Origin of the sequence: Agromyces sp. CF514, from assembly GCF_900113185.1 — a bacterium.
Classification (GTDB): Bacteria; Actinomycetota; Actinomycetes; order Actinomycetales; family Microbacteriaceae; genus Agromyces.
In genome coordinates, this window is sequence record NZ_FOZD01000001.1 from 2843075 (window position 1) to 2861451 (window position 18377).

The 18377-nt window shown below is 64.7% G+C and carries 18 protein-coding genes and 1 rRNA gene; 3 read left to right on the forward strand and 16 right to left on the reverse strand.

From position 1 onward, the window contains the following. Positions 1 to 3: 3 nt before the first annotated feature. The 4 genes from BM342_RS12815 to BM342_RS12830 all read right to left on the reverse strand — a co-directional run bounded on the left by BM342_RS12815 (position 4) and on the right by BM342_RS12830 (position 5233). Positions 4 to 744, reverse strand: coding sequence for an NUDIX domain-containing protein (locus BM342_RS12815; protein WP_092966271.1), 741 nt, complete (start codon positions 742 to 744; stop codon positions 4 to 6). Further along, positions 737 to 2395 carry a CTP synthase gene (locus tag BM342_RS12820; RefSeq protein WP_177232157.1) on the reverse strand — a complete coding sequence of 553 codons (1659 nt, stop codon included), beginning with the start codon at positions 2393 to 2395 and terminating at the stop codon, positions 737 to 739. The genes BM342_RS12815 and BM342_RS12820 overlap by 8 nt, the downstream gene beginning before the upstream one ends. A 182-nt stretch (positions 2396 to 2577) precedes the next feature. Then, complete coding sequence (gene recN, locus BM342_RS12825; RefSeq protein ID WP_092966275.1) at positions 2578 to 4284, reverse strand: DNA repair protein RecN; 1707 nt, start codon at positions 4282 to 4284, stop codon at positions 2578 to 2580. Next, on the reverse strand, positions 4277 to 5233 hold the full coding sequence (locus tag BM342_RS12830; RefSeq protein ID WP_092966277.1) for an NAD kinase: 957 nt from the start codon (positions 5231 to 5233) through the stop codon (positions 4277 to 4279). Before BM342_RS12830 ends, recN begins: the two co-directional genes overlap by 8 nt. 180 nt (positions 5234 to 5413) lie before the next feature. On the opposite strand from BM342_RS12830, the gene BM342_RS12835 reads away from it, so the two are divergent. Together BM342_RS12835 and BM342_RS12845 are read left to right on the forward strand one after the other, a co-directional pair. After that, entirely contained in the window at positions 5414 to 6487 is a 1074-nt protein-coding gene (locus BM342_RS12835; RefSeq protein WP_177232158.1) for a tyrosine-type recombinase/integrase, read from the forward strand. 1186 nt (positions 6488 to 7673) lie between these two features. Then, the gene (locus BM342_RS12845) at positions 7674 to 8381 is read left to right on the forward strand and encodes a TIGR02391 family protein (RefSeq protein WP_092966282.1); all 708 of its coding nucleotides are present in this window, start codon (positions 7674 to 7676) and stop codon (positions 8379 to 8381) included. A 166-nt stretch (positions 8382 to 8547) separates the two neighbouring features. Here the strand turns inward: BM342_RS12845 and BM342_RS12850 are convergent, their stop codons facing one another. The 11 genes from BM342_RS12850 to BM342_RS19950 all read right to left on the reverse strand — a co-directional run bounded on the left by BM342_RS12850 (position 8548) and on the right by BM342_RS19950 (position 16872). Then, positions 8548 to 9108 carry a recombinase family protein gene (locus BM342_RS12850; RefSeq protein WP_092966284.1) on the reverse strand — a complete coding sequence of 187 codons (561 nt, stop codon included), beginning with the start codon at positions 9106 to 9108 and terminating at the stop codon, positions 8548 to 8550. A 165-nt stretch (positions 9109 to 9273) separates the two neighbouring features. Continuing rightward, complete coding sequence (locus tag BM342_RS19605; RefSeq protein ID WP_143109865.1) at positions 9274 to 10197, reverse strand: hypothetical protein; 924 nt, start codon at positions 10195 to 10197, stop codon at positions 9274 to 9276. Beyond that, the gene (locus BM342_RS12855; protein WP_092966286.1) at positions 10194 to 11393 is read right to left on the reverse strand and encodes an AAA family ATPase; all 1200 of its coding nucleotides are present in this window, start codon (positions 11391 to 11393) and stop codon (positions 10194 to 10196) included. Before BM342_RS12855 ends, BM342_RS19605 begins: the two co-directional genes overlap by 4 nt. 334 nt (positions 11394 to 11727) lie before the next feature. Continuing rightward, a complete protein-coding gene (locus BM342_RS19610) occupies positions 11728 to 11937 on the reverse strand; it encodes a hypothetical protein (RefSeq protein WP_143109866.1) in 210 nt (69 codons plus the stop codon). Beyond that, positions 11934 to 12422, reverse strand: a complete 489-nt coding sequence (locus BM342_RS12860; protein WP_092966288.1) for a hypothetical protein — start codon at positions 12420 to 12422, stop codon at positions 11934 to 11936. The genes BM342_RS19610 and BM342_RS12860 overlap by 4 nt, the downstream gene beginning before the upstream one ends. Further along, positions 12419 to 12937, reverse strand: coding sequence for a LysM peptidoglycan-binding domain-containing protein (locus BM342_RS12865; RefSeq protein ID WP_092966290.1), 519 nt, complete (start codon positions 12935 to 12937; stop codon positions 12419 to 12421). The genes BM342_RS12860 and BM342_RS12865 overlap by 4 nt, the downstream gene beginning before the upstream one ends. A 148-nt stretch (positions 12938 to 13085) precedes the next feature. Continuing rightward, positions 13086 to 13769 carry an RNA polymerase sigma factor sigma-70 region 4 domain-containing protein gene (locus tag BM342_RS19615; protein ID WP_143109867.1) on the reverse strand — a complete coding sequence of 228 codons (684 nt, stop codon included), beginning with the start codon at positions 13767 to 13769 and terminating at the stop codon, positions 13086 to 13088. Between the two features lie 333 nt (positions 13770 to 14102). Then, entirely contained in the window at positions 14103 to 14906 is an 804-nt protein-coding gene (locus BM342_RS12870; RefSeq protein WP_092966291.1) for a TlyA family RNA methyltransferase, read from the reverse strand. A 3-nt stretch (positions 14907 to 14909) separates the two neighbouring features. Next, positions 14910 to 15074 carry a hypothetical protein gene (locus BM342_RS19945; protein WP_177232159.1) on the reverse strand — a complete coding sequence of 55 codons (165 nt, stop codon included), beginning with the start codon at positions 15072 to 15074 and terminating at the stop codon, positions 14910 to 14912. Between the two features lie 47 nt (positions 15075 to 15121). After that, the gene (locus BM342_RS12875) at positions 15122 to 16153 is read right to left on the reverse strand and encodes an HAD-IIA family hydrolase (RefSeq protein ID WP_092966293.1); all 1032 of its coding nucleotides are present in this window, start codon (positions 16151 to 16153) and stop codon (positions 15122 to 15124) included. Positions 16154 to 16155: 2 nt separating this feature from the next. Beyond that, positions 16156 to 16872, reverse strand: a complete 717-nt coding sequence (locus BM342_RS19950) for a hypothetical protein (RefSeq protein WP_177232160.1) — start codon at positions 16870 to 16872, stop codon at positions 16156 to 16158. A 39-nt stretch (positions 16873 to 16911) separates the two neighbouring features. Here BM342_RS19950 and BM342_RS19955 point away from each other — a divergent pair, with 39 nt between their 5' ends. Then, entirely contained in the window at positions 16912 to 18231 is a 1320-nt protein-coding gene (locus BM342_RS19955; protein ID WP_177232161.1) for a hypothetical protein, read from the forward strand. A 61-nt stretch (positions 18232 to 18292) separates the two neighbouring features. Here the strand turns inward: BM342_RS19955 and rrf are convergent. Then, positions 18293 to 18377 (reverse strand): 5S ribosomal RNA (rrf, locus tag BM342_RS12885); the annotation flags it as partial.

An 18377-nucleotide genomic window follows, 5' to 3' on the forward strand; every position in this document is an offset into this window, starting at 1 on the left:
CGCTCATGCTCCGGCGGCGCCTTCGGCCGTCGCGTCGTGCGGTCGGCTGCCGCCGGATGACCCGCTGCCGACTGCGGATCGGTGGGCCGCGGTGCCGCGCGGGGTCGACCTCGTCGGCCACGCGGCATCCGCCTCGCCGAGACTCCGCCACTCCCGCGAACGCGAGGCGTCGGCCGCGAGCACGCCGATGACGAGCGAAGGGTTCTGCACGCGTCTGGCCAGGACGGCGTCGACGCACTCGTCGAGCGGCACCCACCGCGTCTCGATGTGCGCCTCTTCGTCTTCGCGCGCGTACGGCTGCGCCGTGGGCCGAACTCCTCGTGCGAGGTAGATGCGCAGCGCCTCGTCGCTGCCGCCCGGCGTGGTGAGGAAGTCCGAGAGCACCGACCATTCGGATGCCTCGAGGTCGCCCTCCTCGGCCAGCTCGCGCTTCGCCGCCGCCAGCGGGTCCTCCCCGGACACGTCGAGCAGGCCCGCCGGAATCTCCCACTCGCGCAGCCGTACCGGGTGCCGGTACTGGCGGATCAGGAACACCCGGTCGTCGTCGTCGAGCGCGAGTACGGCGACCGCCCCAGGGTGGTCCATGAAGTCGCGCACGATCGGCCCGTCGCCGAGGTCGAACGTCTCACGACGAACGTCCCAGACGTGCCCCTCGAAGACGAGCTCGCTCGCCGTGACGGGCACCAGCACCCGTTCATCGGCGAGCGGCTCGGCTTCGCGGTCACCCGCGAGGGCTTCAGGCATTCGCGTCGTCGAAGAGCAGGCTGGCCTTCTGTCGGTCGAGTGAGGCCGCGACGAGCCCGCGGAACAGCGGGTGCGCGTTGTTCGGGCGGCTGCGCAGCTCGGGGTGCGCCTGCGTCGCGATGTAGTACGGGTGCACGTCGCGCGGCAGCTCGACGAACTCGACGAGGTGCCGGTCGGGCGAGGTGCCCGAGAACACGAGTCCCGCCTCGGCGATGCGGTCGCGGTAGGAGTTGTTGACCTCGTAGCGGTGACGGTGGCGCTCGGAGACGAGCGTCGAGCCGTACACCTCTGCGGCGATCGACCCCTCGGCGAGGGCGGCCGGGTAGAGCCCGAGGCGCATGGTGCCGCCCAGGTCGCCGCCGGCGATGATCTCGACCTGCTCCTCCATGGTCGCGATGACCGGGAACTCGGTGTCGGGGTCGAACTCGCTCGACGAGGCCCCCTCGAGGCCCGCGACGTTGCGCGAGTACTCGATGACCATGCACTGCAGGCCGAGGCAGAGGCCGAGCGTCGGGATGCCGTTCTCGCGGGCGTAGCGCAGCGCGCCGAGCTTGCCCTCGATGCCGCGAACGCCGAAGCCGCCCGGCACGCAGATGCCGTCGAGGTGCGACAGGTGCTTCTTCGCGCCCTCGGGCGTGCGGCACTCGTCGGACGGGATCCACTCGATCTTGACCTTGGCGTCGTTCGCGAAGCCGCCGGCCCGCAGCGCCTCGGTGACCGACAGGTACGCGTCGGGCAGGTCGATGTACTTGCCGACGAGCCCGATCGTGACCTCGTGCTTGGGGTCGTGCACTACGTCGAGCAGACCGCTCCAGCCCGACCAGTCGACCTCGCCGGCCTTCGCCCCGAGGCCGAGCGTGTCGATGATGTACGCGTCGAGACCCTGGTCGTTCAGCATCGTGGGGATGTCGTAGATCGACGGCACGTCGACCGCGTTCACGACGGCGCCCTCGTCGACGTCGCACATGAGCGCGATCTTGCGCTTGTTCGCCTCGGTGACGGGGCGGTCGCTGCGGAGCACCAGCGCATCGGGCTGGATGCCGATCGAACGCAGGGTCGCGACGGAGTGCTGCGTGGGCTTGGTCTTCTGCTCGCCCGAGGCGCCCATGAAGGGCACGAGCGAGACGTGCACGAAGAACACGTTCTTGCGGCCGAGCTCGTGGCGCACCTGGCGCGCGGACTCGATGAACGGCTGCGACTCGATGTCGCCGACCGTGCCGCCGATCTCGGTGATGATGACGTCGGGCTTGGGCGACTCGGTCGACTGGAGGCGCATGCGTCGCTTGATCTCGTCGGTGATGTGCGGGATCACCTGCACCGTGTCGCCGAGGTACTCGCCGCGACGCTCCTTGGCGATGACCGTCGAGTAGATCTGGCCGGTCGTGACGTTGGCCGCCTGGCTCAGGTCGATGTCGAGGAACCGCTCGTAGTGCCCGATGTCGAGGTCGGTCTCGGCGCCGTCGTCGGTGACGAAGACCTCGCCGTGCTGGAACGGGTTCATCGTTCCGGGATCCACGTTGAGGTACGGATCGAGTTTCTGCATGACGACGCGCAGCCCGCGCGCCGTGAGCAGGTTGCCGAGGCTGGCCGCCGTGAGGCCCTTGCCCAACGAGGAAACGACGCCACCGGTCACGAAGATGTGCTTGGTCACGTCGTTGGTCGACTGAGGGTCTGAATTGTCTGCGCTCTGCGCCTGTCCGCGATCTTCCACCACGGGCTTATAGTCTAAGCCACGTTTCTGCGAACTCTCCCCGACACCCTGCACGAGCTCCCCCTTCGTCGTTCGCCCGGCGGATTCCCGCCGGACTTCTCCCACCCTGCCTCGGCCTCGGTTCAGCCCGCCGTCGCCCGTTCGGCCGCGAGTCCGAGCAGCTCGCGGGCGTGCGCCAGCCCGCTCTCGGATTCGGCGAGACCCGAGAGCAGTCGAGCCATCTCGGCCTCGCGATCAGCGCCCTCGAGTCGCCGCACGCTGGACTCGGTCACGCGACCGTCGGTGCCCTTGACCACGCTCAGGTGATTCGTGGCGAACGCCGCGACCTGAGCGAGGTGGGTGACCACGATCACCTGCGACCGATCGGAGAGCCGGGCGAGCCGCCGTCCGATCTCGATGGCCGCGGCACCGCCCACACCCGCATCGACCTCGTCGAACACGAACGTCGGCACGGGGTCGTTGCCCGCGATGACCACTTCGATCGCGAGCATGACCCGCGAGAGCTCGCCGCCCGAAGCGCCCTTCGACACCGATCTCGGCTCCGCGCCCGGGTGCGGCTGCAGCAGGATCGCGACATGATCGCGTCCGTGCAGTGCGGGTTCGTGCTCGGAGTCCACGGTAACGGTTAGGCGGGCGTCGGGCATCGCCAGCGCCGCGAGTTCGATCGTGACGGCATGGGCGAGCCGGCCGGCGGCGTCGGTGCGCAGCTCGGTGAGGGTGCTCGCGAGCCGGTCGACCGTGACGGCGCGTTCGTCGACGGATGCCGCGAGCTGCTCGATGCGCTCGTCGTCGCCGTCGAGTTCGACGAGCCGCAGCCCGCCCGTTCGACCGAAGTCGAGCACGTCGTCGAGCGTCGTGCCGTGCCTGCGGATGAGCGAGATGAGCAGCGCCCTGCGCTCCTGCACCACCTCGAGTTCTCGTGCACCGTCGGCATCGAGGCTCGCGAGGTACGCGCCGAGTTCGGCGGCCGCGTCGGCGAGCACGAAGGCCGCGCTCTGCAGCGCCTCGGTGATCGGCGCGAGCGTCGCATCGTGCTCGACGACCCGCTCGAGGTGCCGCTTGGCGCCGTCGACGAGCGTCACCGCGTCTGGGGCGTCGTCGACGATCTCGTCGGCCGAGACGAGCATGTGCGCCTGCGACGCCGCGAGACGGAGGTCTTCGAGGTTCGAGAGCCGGTCTGCTCGTTCGGCGAGCTCGACGTCTTCGCCGGGCTGGGGGTCTGCCGCCTCGATCTCGTCGAGCGCCTCGCGGAGCGACCGAGCCTCGCGGAGGCGGTCGTCTCTGGCGAGCGTGAGTCGCTCGAGCTCGGCGACGTCGGCATGCCAGGAGGTGAAGGCGGCGCGGTACTCGGCGAGGGCGGCCTGCAGTTCGGCGCCGGCGAACCGGTCGAGCGCATCGCGCTGGGCCACGGCGGATCGCAACCGCTGCTGGTCGGCCTGCCCGTGCACCACGACGAGTTCGTCGCCGAGTTCGGTGAGCACGCCGATGGGCGCGCTCCGGCCGCCGACGACCGCACGACTGCGCCCCTCTGCGGAAACCGACCGCCCGAGCAGCAGCTCGCCTGCCTCGATCTCGCCGCCGGTCTCGGCGACGCGTTCGGCGACGGCACCGGTGTCGTCGACGAGCCAGCGGCCCTCGACCCAGGCCTGCTTGGCCCCGGAACGGACCGCACCGGCGTCGGCGCGCGCGCCGAGCAGCAGCCCGAGCGCCGTGACGACCATGGTTTTGCCAGCACCCGTCTCGCCGGTCACGGCGGTGAAGCCTGGGCCAAGCGGAAGCGTCGCCTCGGCGATCACGCCGAGGTCGCGGATGCCGAGTTCGTCAATCATGGCCCACCGGTCCTCGCCAGCCCGTCACCGGGAGTTGGAACTTGTTCACGAGCCGGTCGGTGAACGGCGCCTCGTGCAGCCGCGCCAGTCGCACCGGCACGGGCGAGCGCCGCACGACGACTCGGGCACCGGCCGGAAGGTCGAAGGTCCGGCGACCGTCGCACCAGATGACGGCCGACGCCTCGGTGCGGCGCAGCACCTCGACCGCGAGCGAGGAATCGGCTGCGACCACGAGCGGTCGCGCGAACAGCGCGTGCGCGCTGAGCGGCACCAGCAGCAACGCCTCGAGGCCCGGCCAGACGACCGGACCGCCCGCCGAGAACGCGTAGGCGGTCGACCCCGTGGGCGTCGACATCACGACGCCGTCGCAACCGAAGGACGAGAGCGGCCGGCGGTCGACCTCGATGACGACCTCGATCAGGCGCTCGCGCTCGGCCTTCTCGACCGAGACCTCGTTCAACGCCCAGCTCTCGAACACGGTCTCGTCGTCGATCTTGGCTCGCACCGACAGCGTCATGCGCTCCTCGACCGCGTAGTCGCGCGCCAGCGCGCGCTGCACGGTGTACCCGAGGTCGTCGCGTTCGCTCTCGGCGAGGAACCCGACGTGCCCGAGGTTCACGCCGAGCAATGGGACCGGGAGCTCGCGCACGAGTTCGGCCGCGCGCAGGATCGTGCCGTCGCCGCCGAGCACGATCACGAGCTCGATGAGCGCCGGGTCGATCGACTCGAGCCGCGCCACGCGGCCGTTCAGTTCTGGGACGAAGTCGTGCACGTCCTCCCACTGGTCGTCGGGGATCACCGGGACCGCGTCGGCCGCGAGCAGCTGCGTGCAGACCTCACCGGTCGCCTCGAGGGCGTTGCGGCGACCCGTGTGCGAGACCACGAGGAAGTGTCGTGCGTCGTTCACGGCGTCTCGCCTCCCGTCATCTGCTCGACCTGTCGCATCCATTCTGTCGGCTGAATACGGATTTCGCTGCATCCCAGCAATAGCGCGGATCCACCTCCCGGAGTTTCGGTTCGTGCCCATTCATGCCCAACAACCAGTTTGGGCCGCATGTGCTTTTGACCCGAATTTCGCCGTATGAGGCAAGTAGAGGCACCACCTCGAAGCCGACGTAGAGGAGGAATCATGGAGACACCACGGAAGCTGCCGAACGGCAGGTGGCAGGCGCGATACACAGCACCGGATGGAACCCGCAAGAGCGCTGGCACCTACAGGCTGAAGTCGGAAGCACAGGGTGCCATCGCAAAGGCCATCGCAGATATCTCCCGTGGTGTGTGGACAAACGAAGACGTTGGAAAGATTCTGTTCCGAGACTACGCGGCAACGGTTCTCGAAGCGCGACGCGGGGAACTCACGCCGTCAAGCCTGCGAAACTTCGAGACGCACATCAGGCTTCGACTGAACCCGGCGTTCGGCGACATGCAGATGAAGAACATCAGGGCCACCTCCGTGAAGGCGTGGTGGGGCAAGATGCCCGCGACGCCGACTCGACGCAACGCGTACATGGTGCTCAGCTCGATCTTCAAGCACGCCATCGATGACGAAATCGTGGTGAAGTCCCCCTGCCGTGTAAAGGGCGCTGGAAAGGACGCTAGCAAGCCACGCCCTGAGCTGACGATGAAGGACTTCTACGCGCTCTACGACCTCGCTGACGAGCAGTTCAAAGTTTTCCTACTCGTGATGGTCGGCAGCGCGATGAGAACGGGCGAGATCACCGGACTAAACCGCAAGCACTTCGATGCGAAGACTGGAACCGTCACCATTGAGCAGCAGTTCAAGGTGGAACCGGGTGGCATGGTGCTGGCTGAGGGAACGAAGACCGGAGCAGGACGACAGATCACTCTCTCACCGGACGTGACCGAAGCCCTTGCTACCTATCTGAAGAAAAATCCCGCCATCGGTGATGTGCCGATCTTTCAGAACTCCTTCGGACGACGGCTCTCGCGTCGCTGGGTCTGGGATAAGTGGGATGCCCTGAGAGGAGCGGCAGGGCTGGAGTGGGCACACGTCCACGATCTCCGGCACACGTCGCTGACCGAATACCTTCGAGCCGGTGCCAACGAGAAAGACACCATGGCCCGTGCCGGTCACACCGACCCGCGAAGCATGATGCGGTACCAACACACCAACCTCCAGCGAGATGCAGCAATCTCTGCGGCCATGGGTGAGCGGATGCGGCGGACTGGAGCAATCGTATAAAAGAGGTCACCACCGTCAGGGGCCTCGGTTCACGGAGTCACCTACACCTTCAGGAGTCCCTTCCACCGAAACAGCGAGGACGAGAGATGACCACGATGATCGGATACCTGCGTGTGTCCACCAATGAGCAGGCGGCATCTGGCCTCGGCCTGGAGGCGCAACGCGAGACCATCCAGCGTCGCCAAGGTGCTCAACCGACAACCCCACAACGCCATCGATGCCCCCACCGCAGCCACAGCCGCTTAGGGCCGTGTTGCCAAACACCTTGTTCAGCAACACGGCCTAGGAGAGGCGGATAGAACGGCACTCCGGACAGAGCCATCTGACGCGCTCGCCGGAGCCGACAGGAGCCATCGGAATGAGGCACGACAGGCAGTTGGGTGAGGCTAGCTCGTCGGGCATCCGAACAATCTAGATTGATAGCTCGCTGGGCCAGTGGAGACCTGTGGATAGTTCCGTGCCACAAGTGTTTCCACAGCTTCAGTTCGACAGGACTTGGATTCTTCTTTGAGTCTTCAAATTCTTGTTTGACTGCTTTGCAGAATCTTCTTTCGCGATCTAGGGGCCTCGCACATCTCCCTAGAACACAGGCGACACGCCGTGTCGAGAAGATTTCTTTCAACAGAATCGAAATGCTGCCAACCGAATCCAAACGAATCCGAACGAATCCAAACGCGGTCCAACCTTGGACATCTGCCACCCAAAAGAGAAGCCCCCTCACATGGAGGGGGCTGTCTCACGGGCCGAACGTCGCCCACCGCTAGTAGACTGCGAATCACCACAAAACACATGTTCACTGGCAGATGAGGAGAACGTTCTGATTCCAAGTTTCGCACATATTCGTCCCGGATCCGGCAATTCAAAGAGCCGAACTGTACTCCCGGGTGACCCCGTTGAAGACCGCGACAACCTGCTGATTGCGGTCGCGGGCCTTGAAGCCGACAAGCTTCACGTGCCGTTCCACTCCCCGATCTCTCCGGTACCGGATGAGATCACCTGTTCGAACTGCCCTGCCCCTGCTGTCTGGTCTCGTACCGAGCTGGGAACCGGGTACTACTGCGAGGACTGCGGCACGCTAGATCGCCGCTGAGATCGCCCGGGGTGGGTTGCTGATGGTGTGATCGGTGGCCCACCCTTTCGCATGTCTCGTCGTTGTTGAGACCTCCCCAGCCCATACGCTCTCGACATGGATGTTGAGTGGGCAGTGGAGCAGCTCGAAAACTATCTGCGTCTCCTAGAGCGCGTACCGCTCCCACCCGAGGAAGTCAGACCGAATAGGAAGACCCGCCGACGCGGTACAGATGACGAGATTCGACGGAGTGAGCACACCGTGGCCACTATCGCCGAGGTGGTGCTTCAAGGCGGGCGACCGCGATGGGTGAACGCGGACTGGGCCGAACGCCTGCTCTGGGAACTGAAGGAGGGCGACAGTGTGCGAGCCAAGCTGGGGATGGGTGATCCTCCACCCAGCTTCACCGGCAAACAACTCCACCCGTGGGTTTGGGATGCTGCTCAACCACACTGGGAGAGCGGCAATCATGACGCGGCGGTCTGGGCCGCAGCGGTCAACGTGAACTCCCGGCTCCAGCAAAAGGTGGGGCGGAGGGACTTGGGCGAAAGCAAGCTGCTTGAACAGGCATTCAGCACAAGCGTGCCAGAGGCGGGGAAGCCCAGGCTCCGGCTGTGCGACGATTCCAATCCTGATCTGTTCAAGGACATGCACGTCGGAGCCGCACTGTTCGGAAAGGGCCTGTACTCGGCCGTTCGGAACACGCTCAACCACGTCGATGCGAGCCAGCACAACATCCGTGAAGCCGAAGCACTTGAAGCGCTCGCAGCGTTCAGTCTCCTATCCAGGTGGATCGATTCCGCAGACCTCGTCTCCGAATCCTGAGAGCGGCTTACCAGGCGGCTTGATTCTAATCCTGCGGCGAACGAGCTTCACTGCTCCCACCACGATGGCTCAGACGATGAGCGCTAAGCCGACGATCACGCCTCCGAATGCCGGTGCGCCGTAGTCAACTTCGTGCACCCACTCCGGTTCCGACTCTCGCATGGCCTCAGGCCTCTTCCAACGCCCGGTAGATCGTCGGACGGGAGACCTTGAACGCTGCCGCGAGTTCTTGCACGTTCATCTGTCCGACGTTGTACAGGTGGCGGATGCCGTCCCTGTCCTTCTGAGTCAGCTTGGACTTACGACCGCCGACACGACCCCGGGCCTTAGCCGCTGCCAGACCGTCACGAGTGCGGCTAACGATCAGATCCCGTTCGAACTGAGCGAACGCGGCGACAATCGAGAAGAAGAGACGCCCCTCGGGCGTGCTCGTGTCGATGTTCTGCTCAGTCACTTCAAGATTTACGCCCTGCTGCTCCAGCCATGCCGCGATCTCATGCAGATCCTTGGAGCTGCGCCCGAGTCGATCCAGTCGGGTGATCACCAGAGTGTCACCCTTGCGAAGAATGGTCTTCACCTTGTCCCACTCCGGGCGGCTGCTCTTGGTGCCTGTGTAGAAGTCGATGAATGTCTGATCCGACCCAGCCTTGGTGAGTGCGTCACGCTGACTGTCCGGGTTCTGGTCGGTGGTCGAAACGCGGCCATAGGAAATGCGCTGAGTGGTCATGTTCCGAGTGTAACGAAAACGGAGGTTTGTGTGAATAGATTTCGTTCACGGGTTTTGGACGCCAGTTCAGGCCGTTTCTGAGGTCTCAAGAGCGGCGACCGAAAATGATCGTTTACGTACGCGGATGTTCTGTTTCAAACTTCGAGGCCACTCCGCTCTGGAGGATCACGAAGTGAGGATTCGACTGATTCCTTCGCGGTAGTGATCGACCCAAGGCTCTCCAAAATCGATTGAGGCGAGGCAAGCAACAACGATGGCGTGATCAGTCACATTGGCGGGCAATTGTTCTTTGGGTAGTCCCGTCTTCAACAAGTGCCTTAGGTATCCGGCGAGCCATTTCCCCCGAACAAGGGTGGCCTCCGTTTGACGCGAGTACACCTGCTCCAGGTACGCATCCACGTCGGCAACTCGCGCTTCCCAACTGCCGTCCGCCACTGTTCGCGACATCGCGTCGAGAAGGTCTTGAGCTGCCTCTTGATCAAGAACGCCGTACTGCTGTTCGTTGATTTTTGACCCTTGCGAGAATCGGTTGCCTTGAACGGCCCCACAGGCAATCGCAAGCAGCCTCAGGCGAATCCAGTCTCGCCACACCTCTGCCAGGGCGTTGAGCGGACTGCCCGTAGCGTCTCGAATTGGATCGACCAGTGTGCGTCCGACGCCAAAGGCGTTGCCGACGGCGCGGAACGCATCACCATTCGCGAAGATTTCAGCCTCGACGTCCGAATGCTTCGTATAGACGACATGGTCGTTCTTCACCAGGCTCCCTGCGAACTCGTCGTCGTCGCGGTCTAGGAAGAACGAAACAGCAACCCGGACTTCGGCATTTTCCTGGACCAATGCGTTTGATTTCTCGAAGTACTGGTAAAGCGAAAGCGCATGGGCTTTCCCACCCGCTGAGACGCCATCCAACGAAATGCTCTCTGCAAGCCGAATCGAGTACTTGGGCACCGCTGGTTGTGTGGCTGCATGAACAACGTCGTCATAGAAGGCTCGATCATGACCCACCCCCTCCACGATCACCCAAAGACGGGTGCGACCCATTTTCACCCGCTGCCTGAAGGCACGGGCATCTTGTCGCAACTTGCTCATAGCTCGAACACATGCTCCTCCGGCACGTCCACCATCACCTCGGGAGAGTGGGTGGCAAGCAAGAGCTGAGCGCGTGGATTGATCCTGCGCATTGACGCGACGAGCCTTTGCTGCCAGTCCACGTGAAGGGACAACTCCGGCTCATCGATCATCACGGTAGAGCCACCGACAGCAAGAACCGCCAGCAAGACCTGCAAGAGTTGTTTTTCACCCGATGAGAGGGATGCGAGCGGAATCTGCTTATCAGCGAGCATCACTTGCAGAGCGTCGGCGCGTTGGCTTAGCACGAGGTGCTTGTTGCCGAGATACATCTCGTCAATTACGGCCTGCAGCTCAAGCTGCGGGGCAAGAATAGCTTCGACGCGCTCGTAGACCTCCTGAATCTGGGATACCACCATCCGATTCTCGGCGGACTCGTCGTATCGCTTGAGGAAGTCGGCCCGCCCGACCCTTAGAACGAGCTCTTGCTCTCGTAGGAATCGAGTAACGACCTCGTAAGCCTCGCCGGGGCCGACCACATCGGCACGTTCGACACCCGCACCCGATGCACCGCCGAACAGCGTCGCGAGCACGGAAGCCAGGCCCTGCTGTTGCACGGCACGAATCTGCGCATTGCTGCGGGCGACATAACTCCCCCACACCTGCCGGACTTGCTGAACGAAGCTGCGATCTGGGGAAGGCCGTCCGACCGCCTGTGCACTCGGCGGATATGGGTCGCGGTATCGGTTACGACCTCGGGGATCGACCACCCGTGAAATTGGCAAGTAGGAGTGCGAGTAGTACTGCTCGTGTGCTCGCGCTGGCAGTTCTCCCCTGATGATCTGGGTTACCCACTCACCGCTCTCGCGAGCGATGCCGCGCATCTCGCGCTGCACCTCAATCTCTTGTGATTCAAGAAGCTCAAAGAGAATCTCATCGTCAAGGTCGTCAGCATCCGTCGCGTGGACCTGTTGGAAGGTCCGCCTAATGTACGCGTCCCATTGATCGGCGTAGAAAACCACCTCAGCAGAATCAAACGGCAGCGTCTCCAGACCGTCCGTTTCGTTTGCCAACGCGGCGTCCAGGATCTTCAGCAACGTGGTTTTCCCGGTGCCGTTCAATCCCCAAAAGACATTGACGTGCCGATCCAAGACTTGATGCACCCGCCCGCCCCGTCCTGCGAGGTTGACCACGGTGAACGACCTGATGTGAGCCATCTATGCCTCTCTCAACGCTAGCTACGCCTCACCATATCGGGCACGCACACATTGGAAGTCTCCGATACAGGTAGGACGTTAAACAGAACAACGAAAGCCCTCGCGGACTTGGCAGGTACAGCGCGAGGGCTTTCGGTTCCCGACCAAGCACACCCCGGGCATGGAAGGCGTTTCTGAGCTTGAGACGGGCCGCAAAGAGTAAATGGAAGAAGAAGAAACTCGTTGCGGAGTCTGTGTGAAGTTGTTGACCCGGGGATCTCGGCTGCGCACGTGGACAAGATCCCCGGCCTTCCCCTCCGAAATCAGCCGGAGTCGAAGGGGAAGCTCTGTGCTGCTAAGAGGACAGTGCGTCCAACAGCGCGAGTTCTGAGATCACGTGTAGCGCGTCCGCGATGACAGCTCGCTGCTCCTTCGTCGCTCGCACCTCGCGCCGGTCGATCTTTTCGAGAAGACCAAGGGCGGCTTCTAGCGCCTCGGGAAGAGTGACGGTCGAAACGGGCTTCGCTAGAGCCTCAGAAGCCACTACAGCGGCTGTGGGGGTCATCTTCGGTACTCCGTGCTCGTCTGCGTCGAACGCACGCCGTAGACCGCTCGAAGCTCCGACATCGCCTTGGCCCGTTCTGTCTCGTCCGCGATACGAGATGCCGCGTCGTGCGCGACCTGGGCCTCCCACAGCGCTTCTAGCGTGCCGGGGATCGTCTTGCGCTTCCCCTCCGGCCATGGGCCACGACGGAACAGCACGTGGCCCCATCGGGCTTCCTGTGCCTCCTCGTCATCCACAAGTGCGAGCCATGAAAACCCGTCGCGCCCTGAGTTCAAATCAAGAATCGCCTGAGTGATGGTCACGGTCTGGCCTCGCTCAACCAGTTCGCCGCCTGCGAAGCTGTCGCGGACAACCACCGTTGTTGTCGCGAGGAAGTGGATTCTGTCTCCCGGCACGAGCTTGCCAGGAGAGAACCCCGGTTCATCCGCCTGGTCTTCTCTATTGATCGCGTCCCAATCGATGAGATCGGCAAGGTTACGGGTCATCGTCTTTCCTCCGGAAGTCGAGCGGCGAGGGTGTTTCCCGCCGCGCTGATCTGGTCGTGGTCATGTCGTTGGAGCTGCCTCACAAGCGAACGGGAGTGCTCTGGTTCCGCCTGCACCCACGCCGCGACTGTCTGCGTGAACATCGCGTTCACCGTGAGCGCGTCCGAGATGGTCAGATCGTCGATCCCGAGTCGGTCAATAATCCCTGCGAGAACCCGGCTCTCGGCTTCGATGGCACGGCTACGTGCAGCAGGGGTGAAGTGCTTCGACTCGCGTCGTGCAAGGCGGGCATCGTCGGCTACGTCGGTCAGACGCTGCAGGAGATCCGGAACGTTTAGTGCGTCGTCGTCCAGTTGTGCGGCGAGCTGGGACTTACGAGAAATGTTCCACCGGCTGAGCGCTTGAACGGACACACCAAATCGGCTACTTACCTCGGTGAGGGTGTCCCCACGGTCGAGTGCGTGGGAGATATCGTTGAACCGCTCGTGGCTCTCGATTGTGCTCGGTCGTCCCATGCTGAATCCCTCGTGTTTCCTGCTCTCTTACTACTGTCGTACAAAGAGAGAAATGTTCACGAAATCCGTTTCGAGAACGGGTCAGAGGGTCATTTCAACTTCTGAGATCGCGTCTCTACGCCGGATCGCGAAATCGAGAATCGGCTACTCAATCGAGAGAGCGCGGGGCTCGCCGGAGTCTGGCAATCGTGCTTTCCGAGCACCCCAGCTCCACTGCTGCTTGCGCCTTCGTGAGGCCTTCAACGCGTGCGAGGTCGGAAGGGGTGTACTTCGGCCCTCGGCGGCTCTTCAGGCCCCCGGAGTGACCCCGTGCGGCTGCCTTCGAATAGAACGCCGGATCCCACATTTCCGAGACGTATTCCGCTGCGCTTCGACTCAACCTTTCGGCAGTCGCGTACGAGATCGACAGCGGGTCTTTGCCGCTCGTGGCCCTCGTGTAGTCATCCTGAATCCGGGCCTTGGATTCCAGTACTTCGAGCAGCGTTCGAGTGAACTCATCGAGTGTTGGAGGCAGAGCTGATCCGACGACATGGAACTGGTAGTTCAGGACATCCTGACCGACACGACAGAGGTAGCGATTGAGCCGGTAGGTGTAGTCCTCTCGGATCTTCCTTCCGTGCTCGTATCGCACATTCACCGGCTTCGCCGGATCTGGCGCACGTCGAGTCTTGAAGCCTTTGGGTGTTTGATAGCGCTCTGTGCTCACCCACGCGTGTATCGATCCTGATGGACCACCCTCCGGGTGGAGTACGTTATTTGACACCCCTGAGCGAGAAGTCGTCAGCTCTTCGAGAGCCGGGGCGGCTAGGACGAAGCCCACTACGTTGGACATTAGAGATCCTTCTTGAAACGCTCCCCGTGCTTGGTCGTATTTGGGGGCGTTTTGTTTTCTGGCGCAGGGGCGGATTTCTCAACGTCCCCCACCTGAGGGTGGTCCCTACTGGCCCTGCGCCAGATGTTCAGCTATTGCATCCCGAACGTCCCGGCCAGAGTAAGCCATATTGGAAAACTCTTGGTGACAACGATTCTCAATTAGAATCGAAGTGCCCTCGGCGGATACTTCGGGATGAGAGACGCCGGGGGCTTCTTCATGCCCAAATTCATGCCCAAATCGGGGCACGGGACACTAGCCTGATCCCTGGAGGCATCCCGCTATTTCTAGTTTTTAGGCGGAACCCGTGAGCCGCTCAATGGCGGGCAACCATTCTGTCGGATTGGTTCCGCGCGCGGCGGTGAGGTGCACGAGGTACTCATGGTTTCCGCGGGTTCCGGCGATTGGGGAGGGCAAGACCCCGGCGGTGCCGACGCCCAGATCGTGCGCGGCCCAGAGTACCCCGGCGACGGCTTCGGACCGGAGCGCCGCGTCGTGCACGATGCCCTCGCGCACGCCCGCACGACCGACCTCGAACTGCGGCTTCACGAGTAGCACGAATTCGGCGTCGTCGGCGGCGGTCGCGACGAGCGCCGGGAGCACGGTCGTCAGCGAGATGAACGAGAGATCGGCCGTGACGAGCGACGGCGGTTCGCCGACGCCCGAGAGGCTCGCCAACGTCGCCCGATCGAGTGTTCGCACGTTGCAGCCTTCGACGAGCACGAGCCCGGGCGCGCCGAGGAGCTCGGCGGCGAGCTGGCCGTGCCCGACATCGACCGCGAGCACGACTCGGGCGCCGCGCTCGAGCAGCACCTGGCTGAAACCGCCGGTCGACGCGCCGGCGTCGAGCACGACTCGATCGGCCGGGTCGACGTCGAACCCGTCGAGCGCGGCGATGAGCTTGTGCGCAGCCCTCGACACGTAGTGATCGGATGCCGCGACCTCGACGACCTGGTCGTCGTCGACCTTCGTCGAGGGCTTCACGACGGGCCGGCCGTCGATCGTGACCACTCCGGCTGCGATCAGGGTCGCCGCGTGCGTGCGCGAACGGGCCAGCCCGCGGTCGGCGAGTGCGGCGTCGAGACGTCGGGATGCCATGCGTCAGTCGGACTGCCGTGACGGGTCGGAGTGCTCCAGTTCGGTGCGCAGCCGTTCGGCGAGGGCGAGGTAGCCCGCGGCACGCTCCTCGAGCGGCAACGACTCGATCGCCTCGAGCGCGTCGCGCGTCTCTGCGGACGGCGCGCCCTGTTCGTCTTCACTCGTCACGTCCACCACGCTACCCGAGGCCGCCGACGCCCGCGGGAACCCGCGCGTCAGCTGTACAGCGACGGCGGCACGTCGAGCACGTGGATCGCCGTACCCGACCGCCAGATCGCCGCGCACGCCGCGCGCAGCAGGTCGAGGCGGTCCTCGCCCTCGGACTCGATGACGACACGTCGGCCGTCGACCCGCACGCGCGCGCCGCGCACGCGGATCGCGCCGCGGACCTCCTCCGTCGCCGGGTACGGCTCGTGGAGTGCGCGCAGGTCCCCGACGAGGAAGTCGGGACGGCTCGAGGCGTCCGCTGCGAGCACCTGCTTCGCCCGGTCGATGCCGGTCAGAACGAGCACGCTGGTCATGCCCGCCCGATTCGCCCCGAGGATGTCGGTGTCGAGCCGATCGCCGATCATGAGCGGGCTCGCGGCATCGAACCGGCGCTTCGCCTCGTCGAAGATGGGCGTCTCGGGCTTGCCGGCCACGAGCGGCAGACGACCGACGGCCGTATGCACCGCGGAGACGAGCGTGCCGTTGCCGGGTGCGATGCCCCGCGCGACCGGGATCGTCCAGTCCGTGTTGGTGGCGATCCACGGGATCCCGGGCGTCTCCGACCCGGGTCCGCCGTTCGAGTTGAGCGCGAACGACGCCTCGGCGAGTTCCTTCCAGCCGACCTCGGGCGTGAACCCCTGCACGAGCGCGTCCGGCGCGTCATCCGCCGAACGCGTCACGCGGTAGCCGCGCTTCTCGAGCTCGACGACGATGCCCTCGCCGCCGACGACGAACACCAGTGCACCGGGTGCGACCTGCTCCTCGAGCAGGCGCATGGCCGCCTGCGGGCTGGTCACGACATCCGTCGGCTGCACCGCCAGGCCGAGTTCGGAGAGATGCGCGGCGACGGATGCATCGCTTCGCGACGCGTTGTTCGTGATGTATCCGACGGGCATCCGCTCCTTGACGAGGTTCAGGCTCTCGACGGCGTGCGGGATCGCACCGGCACCTGCGTAGACGACGCCGTCGAGGTCGGCGAAGACCGCGTCGGCACCGTCGAGCGGCGCGGGAAGCTCAGACTTCTGGCGGAACAGCCCCACCCTCAGGCCTGGGCCTCGTCGTCGGCGTCGCCCTCGGCGAGCACGGCACGCACGTCGTCCTCGAGCACGTCGGCCGGGTCGCCGGAGCCCTCCACCTCGTCGACAGCCTCGACTTCGGTCTCATCAGCCTTCTCGTCCACGACGTCCTCAGCTTCGACCTCGACATCCGCATCGGCGTCGTCGACATCGACCGAGTCGGATGCCTCGTCGGCGTCTTCGATCTCGCCTGCAGGCACGTCGAACTCCGCTGACTCCAGCTCGACCTCGTAGATCTCGACGAGATCGAGCTCTGCGCCGCCGAGCGCGTCCTCGGCGCGGGCCGCACGTGCGCGCCACTCAGCGGCATCCGTCGACCGTCCGAGCTCGTCGAGGACCTCCGCGTAGGCGGAGAACAGCGCCGGGCTGTAGGTGAATGCGCGATCGGGGTCGAGCTGCGGGATCTCGAGCTCGGCCAGGGCCAGCTCGGGCTGCTCGAGGTCGAGGCGCGCGCCGGACATCGCGATCGCGAGTCCGACCTGCACCGCTGCCGGAAGCTCGGAGCGATCCACCGCACGGCCCACCTCGAGCGCGCGGTCGGGACGGCCGACGCCGCGCTCGCTGTCGACCATGAGCGGCAACTGGTCGTTGCTGCCCGAGATCCGGCGGTAGGTGCGCAGCTCGCGGAGCGCGAGGGCGAAGTCGCCGGTGGCGTACGCCGTGATCGCGAGGGTCTCACGCACGACGGCGACGCGGCCCGCACGACGGCCGGCCGACAGCGCGTGCTGGTGCGCCAGTTCGGGGTCGTCATCGAGGTACAGGGATGCCGCGACGAGGTGTCGAGCGACCCAGTCCGCGTTCTCCTTGCTCAGCGTCTTGAGCTCGGCGCGAGCGCCCTTGTCGAGCTGACGGGGTTCGATGTCCTCGGGGATGTACGGATCGTCGTGACGCGGACGGATCGCCAGGCTCGAGGCTCCGTCGCTCTCGCGTCGGTACTCCTCGCGCGGTGCACCCGACCCGCGACGATCGTCGCGGTCGCCGTAGTGACGCTCGTCGCCGTCGCGCTTCTCGTAGGGACGCTTGTTCCCGTCGCGATCGCCGTACGAACGCGGCGCACCATCGCGCTTCTCATAGGGACGCTTGTTCCCATCGCGGTCCCCGTACGAACGCGGCGCACCATCGCGCTTCTCATAGGGACGCTTGTTCCCGTCCCGATCACCGTACGAACGCGGCGCACCATCGCGCTTCTCATAGGGACGCTTGTCGCCGTCACGCTTCTCGTGCGGACGACGCTCACCGTCACGCTTCTCGTAGGGACGCTTGTTCCCATCGCGATCCCCATACGAACGCGGCGCACCATCGCGCTTCTCGTAGGGACGCTTGTTCCCGTCGCGGTCCCCGTACGAACGCGGCGCACCGTCGCGCTTCTCGTACGGTCGCTTGTCGCCATCGCGCTTCTCGTACGGTCGCTTGTCGCCATCGCGCTTCTCGTAGGGACGCTTGTTCCCATCGCGGTCCCCGTACGAACGCGGAGCACCGTCACGCTTCTCATACGGGCGCTTGTTCCCGTCGCGATCGCCGTACGAACGCGGAGCACCGTCACGCTTCTCATACGGACGCTGATGGCCCTGGCGGTCGCCGTACGGACGCTGGCTGCCCTCACGGTCGGCATAGGGACGCTGGCTGCCCTCGCGGTCGCCGTACGGACGCTGATTGCCCTCACGCTTCTCATACGGACTCTGGCCGCCCTGGCGGTCACCGTAGGGCCGACGTTCTCCGTCGCGCTTCTCGTACGGACGCTTGTTCCCGTCGCGGTCCCCGTACGATCGCGGCGCACCGTCGCGCTTCTCGTAGGGACGCTTGTCGCCGTCGCGCTTCTCGTACGAAGGTCGCTGACCGGAGCTGCCGGACCGCTGACGGTCACCGTACGGTCGGGACTGGTGGGAACCGGATGCGCCACGTCCGCTGCTCTGCGGTCGCCCTTCGCCACGGGGGGCGCGGTTGCGCGCCTCTCCCCGGTTGGTTTCGTCGTTCGTGTCGCTCACGATATTCCCGTCATCTGTGAAGTTCGGTGTCATCCAACCGTACTGTGCTGCTTCTGAGCGGTTGGTGTGTTAAATGCGAAGAGCCGCCCACGTGGTGGGCGGCTCTTCGGTAATGGTTGTCCGGCGGTGTCCTACTCTCCCACAGGGTCCCCCCTGCAGTACCATCGGCGCTGCGAGTCTTAGCTTCCGGGTTCGGAATGTGT

Bases quoted from the DNA above. Each gene is read 5' to 3' on its own strand.
- BM342_RS19615 (WP_143109867.1), bottom strand. From the start codon at position 13,769: ATGTCCAACGTAGTGGGCTTCGTCCTAGCCGCCCCGGCTCTCGAAGAG.
- BM342_RS12835 (WP_177232158.1), top strand. From the start codon at position 5,414: ATGGAGACACCACGGAAGCTGCCGAACGGCAGGTGGCAGGCGCGATAC.
- BM342_RS12860 (WP_092966288.1), bottom strand. From the start codon at position 12,422: ATGACCCGTAACCTTGCCGATCTCATCGATTGGGACGCGATCAATAGA.
- BM342_RS12850 (WP_092966284.1), bottom strand. From the start codon at position 9,108: ATGACCACTCAGCGCATTTCCTATGGCCGCGTTTCGACCACCGACCAG.
- BM342_RS12865 (WP_092966290.1), bottom strand. From the start codon at position 12,937: ATGGGACGACCGAGCACAATCGAGAGCCACGAGCGGTTCAACGATATC.
- BM342_RS19605 (WP_143109865.1), bottom strand. From the start codon at position 10,197: ATGAGCAAGTTGCGACAAGATGCCCGTGCCTTCAGGCAGCGGGTGAAA.
- BM342_RS12855 (WP_092966286.1), bottom strand. From the start codon at position 11,393: ATGGCTCACATCAGGTCGTTCACCGTGGTCAACCTCGCAGGACGGGGC.
- BM342_RS19610 (WP_143109866.1), bottom strand. From the start codon at position 11,937: ATGACCCCCACAGCCGCTGTAGTGGCTTCTGAGGCTCTAGCGAAGCCC.
- recN (WP_092966275.1), bottom strand. From the start codon at position 4,284: ATGATTGACGAACTCGGCATCCGCGACCTCGGCGTGATCGCCGAGGCG.
- BM342_RS12845 (WP_092966282.1), top strand. From the start codon at position 7,674: ATGGATGTTGAGTGGGCAGTGGAGCAGCTCGAAAACTATCTGCGTCTC.
- BM342_RS12815 (WP_092966271.1), bottom strand. From the start codon at position 744: ATGCCTGAAGCCCTCGCGGGTGACCGCGAAGCCGAGCCGCTCGCCGAT.
- BM342_RS12830 (WP_092966277.1), bottom strand. From the start codon at position 5,233: ATGGATGCGACAGGTCGAGCAGATGACGGGAGGCGAGACGCCGTGAAC.
- BM342_RS12870 (WP_092966291.1), bottom strand. From the start codon at position 14,906: ATGGCATCCCGACGTCTCGACGCCGCACTCGCCGACCGCGGGCTGGCC.